Source organism: Erythrobacter sp. (assembly GCF_023653175.1).
GTDB lineage: Bacteria > Pseudomonadota > Alphaproteobacteria > Sphingomonadales > Sphingomonadaceae > Erythrobacter.
The window spans coordinates 1-4,650 of record NZ_JAMNXL010000232.1 but is presented as its reverse complement, the minus strand read 5'-3'; the positions used below and the strand labels follow the sequence as shown (position 1 = coordinate 4,650).

The 4,650-nt window shown below is 69.7% G+C and carries 4 protein-coding genes; all 4 read right to left on the bottom strand.

The genetic code is table 11. From position 1 onward, the window contains the following. Positions 1–73: 73 nt before the first annotated feature. From cheB to NBV68_RS17805, 4 genes are read right to left on the bottom strand one after another with little or no spacing between them, the layout of a single operon-like run. The gene (gene cheB, locus NBV68_RS17820) at positions 74–1,135 is read right to left on the bottom strand and encodes a chemotaxis-specific protein-glutamate methyltransferase CheB (RefSeq protein WP_296312491.1); all 1,062 of its coding nucleotides are present in this window, start codon (positions 1,133–1,135) and stop codon (positions 74–76) included. Continuing rightward, positions 1,132–1,992 (bottom strand): protein-glutamate O-methyltransferase CheR, encoded by an 861-nt coding sequence (locus tag NBV68_RS17815; RefSeq protein ID WP_296312488.1) that lies wholly within the window; start codon positions 1,990–1,992, stop codon positions 1,132–1,134. The genes cheB and NBV68_RS17815 overlap by 4 nt, the downstream gene beginning before the upstream one ends. A 38-nt stretch (positions 1,993–2,030) precedes the next feature. Beyond that, positions 2,031–4,169 carry a chemotaxis protein CheA gene (locus NBV68_RS17810; RefSeq protein WP_296312486.1) on the bottom strand — a complete coding sequence of 713 codons (2,139 nt, stop codon included), beginning with the start codon at positions 4,167–4,169 and terminating at the stop codon, positions 2,031–2,033. Beyond that, complete coding sequence (locus tag NBV68_RS17805; RefSeq protein ID WP_296312483.1) at positions 4,166–4,423, bottom strand: STAS domain-containing protein; 258 nt, start codon at positions 4,421–4,423, stop codon at positions 4,166–4,168. Before NBV68_RS17805 ends, NBV68_RS17810 begins: the two co-directional genes overlap by 4 nt. Between the last annotated feature and the right edge of the window lie 227 nt (positions 4,424–4,650).

The window sequence follows — 4,650 nt, the reverse complement described above, 5'->3', positions numbered from 1 at the left end:
TCGCCCTGGACGATGGTGACGCGCAGGATTTCGGGCGGGGCGGCGGCACGGGCGAGAAAGGGGGTCATATCGCTCATGACAGCACCGCGCGAGCCGGAGTGAAGATGGCGGAGGCGATGCTGTCGAGCGGCAGAACCTCCTGCGCGGCGCCCAGCTCAATCGCGGCGCGCGGCATGCCGAAGACGACGCAGCTCGCCTGATCCTGCGCAATGGTGCGCGCGCCGATGCTGGCGAGCTGGGCCATGCCCTGCGCGCCGTCCTGCCCCATGCCGGTCAGCAGGATGCCGAGCGCGCGGGCCCCGCGCGCAGCCCCGAGGGTGGAGGCGAGCGAGGCGAACAGCCGGTCGACGCTGGGGCGGTGACCGGTGACCGGCTCACCCTCGCGCAGTACGCAGCGCAGCCCCAGCATCCCCGCCGAAGCGACCTGCAAGTGGCGGTCATTGCCCGGCGCCAGCAGCACCGTGCCGCGTTCCAGCGGCATGTCGCTCTCCGCCAGCATCACCCGCGGGCGGATCGCGCGGTCGAAGGACTGGGCGATCGCGCCGGCAAAGCAGCCGTTGATGTGCTGGACGACCAGCGTCGGCGGGCAATCGGCGGGAAAGCCGGAGAGCACGGTGTGGAGCGCTTCGACGCCGCCGGTCGAGGCGCCGATGACGATTACGTCGGGGAGCGTGGCGGAGGGGGCAACCGGTTCGGAAGCAGGCGGGCGGGGCGGTGGCGGGCCGGGGGTGTGGACGAAGCGCACCCGCGCCGCCTCGCGCACCATGGCGGGCAGCGCGCCGTCGTCTTCCTCGCCCGGTGTCATGCGCAGCTGCGACTTGGCGATGCAGCCGACCGCGCCCAGTTGCAGCCCGCGTGCGGTCGCGCTCGCCCCCTCCTCGGTCGCGCCTGAGACAAGGATCACCGGGGTGGGGCGCAGCTGCATGATCTTTTCGAGGAAGCTTAATCCGTCCATCCCCGGCATCTCGATGTCGAGCGTCACCACGTCGGGATCGAGCGCCTTGATCATTCCCCGCGCCTCGACGGCATCGGCGGCGGTGCCGATCACCGCAATGTCGCTCTCGCGCGCCAGGCGGTGCTGGAGCAGCGCGCGCATCAGGGGGGAATCGTCGACAATCAGGACCCGGATCGTCATGCGTGGCCCTTTCGCCGGTAGATGGTCGGCCCGACCGGTTCGAGCAGCGCGGTGGCAGGCCCGCTGACGCGTTCGGAATGACCGATGTAGAGATAGCCGCCCGGTGCGAGCTGGCGGGCAAAGCGCTCGATCAGCCGTTCCTTGGTGGGAATGTCGAAATAGATCATGACGTTGCGGCAGAAAATTACGTCGAAGGGACGGTTCATCGGCCACTCGCCCATGAGGTTGAGTTCGCGGAACCGCACCAGTGCCTGCACCTCGGGGGCGATCGCGAGACGCGGCTCGCCCGCGCTGCCGCTGGCCGGGACGCACCAGGCGCGGCGCAGCGGCTCGGGCAGGGCCTCGAGCGCGCTGGCCGGATAGTGCGCAGCCCGCGCGCTCGCGAGCGCGTTGACCGAGATGTCGCTGGCCAGCGCGATCAGCTTGCCGCGCGCCAGCTTCAGCCCCGCGGCGCGATCACGCCCGAGCAGCACCATCATCAGCGTCCAGATCTCCTCGCCGGTCGAACAGCCCGCCGACCAGATCCGGACATCCGCGCCCGCATCGGCGCGGCGCAGCAGCTCGGGGCGCACGACGCTTTCGAAATGCTCGAAATGGTGCGGCTCACGGTGGAAATAGGTGTGGTTGGTGGTGAGCGCGGCGATCACCTCGGTCATGGTGCGCGGGTCATCGGCAAGAGTGTCGAGGAAGGCGCCGAAGCTCGTCAGCGCACTGCGCCGAACCAGCGGGGCGAGACGCGAATAGGCGAGCATCTTCTTGCGCTCGGACAGCACGATCCCGGTCTCGGCATGGATCAGCTCCGCGATCCGGCAGAAATCGGCCTCGCCATAGATCGCCGGGCTGACGCCGGGGACCATGCTCGGGCTGTCTGAGGGAGCGACCGATCCGTGCATTGTCAGGCCGCCGCGGCCAGCACCGCGGTGCCCACCAGACTGCGTGCGGCATGACTGGCAAGGAAGTCGACGTCGACGATCAGCGCGACCTTGCCGTTGCCGAGGATCGTCGCCCCCGCCACAGAATCGATCTGGCGGTAGTGGGCGTCCAGCGCCTTGATCACGAACTGGCGTTGATCGGTGATCGTATCGACCAGCAGCGCGGCGCGACCGTGGCCTTCGGTCTCGACCAGCACCAGCACGCCTTCGCAGGGGTTGGAGACGGCCTCATTGGCGCTGGTCAGCACCCCCAGCGGCACGATCGGCACGAAGCTGCCGCGCGCGTTGAGCATCTGCGCGCGGGTGCCCATGCCCTTGACGTCGGCGGGGGTCGGACGAAGGCTCTCGATCACGTGGGTGAGCGGGATCACCAGCGACTGGTCGCCCACCTGCACGATCATCCCGTCCGAGATCGCCAGCGTCAGCGGCAGGGCGAGGCTGAATGTGGTGCCCTTGCCCGGCACGCTCTCGATGGTGATACGCCCGCCCAGCTCCTTCACGTTCTGCTTGACCACGTCCATGCCCACCCCGCGGCCCGAAATGTTCGAGACTTGCGCGGCAGTCGAAAAGCCGGGGGCGAAGATCAGCTGGTTGATGTCGTCATCGGACAACAGCGCATCCGGGGCGACGAGGCCATTGGCGATGGCTTTCGCCAGCACCCGGTCGCGGTCGATGCCGCGCCCGTCGTCGGCGATGCGGATGATGATGCGCCCGGCCTTCTGTTCGGCAGACAGGGTGAGCGTGCCTTCGGGGTCCTTGCCCGCGGCGCGGCGTTCCTCGGGCGGTTCGATCCCGTGGTCGACGGCATTGCGGATGAGGTGGGTCATCGGCTCGGACAGGCGTTCGATCACGGTCTTGTCGAGCTCGGTGGTCTCGCCCGCGACCTCGAGCTTCACGTGCTTGCCGGTCGAGCCGCCGAGTTCGCGCAGCAGGCGCGGCACGCGGCCGAACACCGAGCTGATCGGCTGGGCGCGGAAGGCCATGGCGTGTTCCTGAATGTCGCGCACCAAACCGTCGATCAGCGCAAGCTCCTCGATATGGGCGAGGTTCTCGTTGGTGAGGCGCTGGGCGAGCATGGCCTGCGCGATCACCAGCTCGCCGACACCGTCGATCAGCATGTCGAGCTTTCTGAGGTCGATCCGCACCGACTGGTTGGCCGTCCCCCCTGCGGGCGCCGCAGCGGCGGCGGCGGCGGCGGCGGCGGCAGCGGGCGGGGGCGGAGCGACGGCACCCACGGCCTCGGGCCTGGCGATGGGCCGGAGTGCCTCGCTTGGCGGCGCAGCGGGCGCGGGGGCACAGGCGGCGATGCGCGGCGCGGGGATCGGGTCGCCGTCATAGGCGAGCGCAACCTCGTCGCCGACGAAATCGAATATCTCGGCCACCGCCTCGCGCGATACGCTGCCGGGCATGCGGAAAGTCCAGCCGAGATAGCCTTCCTCGACCTTGAGGCGATCGAAGGTGGGAACAGCGGCGATGTCGCAAAGCTCGCAGGTGCCGCCCAGATCGGTCAGTTCGCGCAGCCACAGGAGCGGCTCGCTGCCCTTGGTCATCGCGCCCGCATGAGGGCGGATGTGGAGCAGCCAGGTTTCGGGCGCAGGTGGCGCGGCGGGGGCGGAGAGCTCGTTGAGCAACGCATCGAGATCGTCGAGCGGATCGGCGGCGGCTGGAGGGACAGCGTGCGGTGCGGGCGCGGGCGCGGGCGGGGAAGCAGCAACCTCCCCGCCGTTGCCCGCTCGCGCCGCTTCGAGCCGCGCCAGAAGCTCGGCATCGTCGGGCGGAGCGCCGCCGCCGCGCGCCGCCTCGACATGATCGCGCAGGCAATCGAGCGCGAGCAGCAGGAGATCGACGAGCGCCGACACTAGTGGCACCTTGCCCTCGCGCACGTCGCCGAGCAGGTTTTCAAAGCCGTGGGTGTAGGCGGCCAGCGCCGTGTGCCCGAAGGCCCCGGCGCCGCCCTTGATCGAATGCACCGCACGAAAGATCGCATTGATCGTTTCGGCATCGTGCGTACCCTCGCGGCAGGCGGCAAGACCTGCTTCGGCAGCTTCGAGCGATTCTTCGCATTCGACGAAGAAGATCTGCTTGATGTCGTCTTCGGTCATGCCGTCATGCCCTCCATCACCACGTGATCGAGCCCGGTGAGCGCCAGCGCGGCGGTGAACGCGGCGCTCGGCTGGTGAATCGCGATGCCGCCCTCGCTGCGCGCGGCCGAGACGAGCAGTTGCAGCATCGCCTGCCCGATCCGCTCGACGCGCCTGGCATCGAGGCCGAGCGGGGCGGGCCCGAGCGATTCCGCGATTTCCGGGTAGAGCGCGCTGGCGGCGCTACGGTCGCAGATGGGGGGGAGGCTGATCATGCGGTCGAACCCTGTAAGGAGATAACGCGGGGGGCGGCGGGGCAGACGGAGCGTCTAGAACTCGCTCCAGTCGTCCTTGGCCGGAGCGGACGCGGGCATGGGCGTGGGCGCGGGTTTGCGGGCGAGGTTGCCGGTCACGGGCGGGGGCGGGGCAGCCTTTCGAGGTGCGGGCGTGTGCTTGCGTGCTGCCGCAAGCGCGGTGGGCGGTGGCGGCGGAGCGTAGGTGG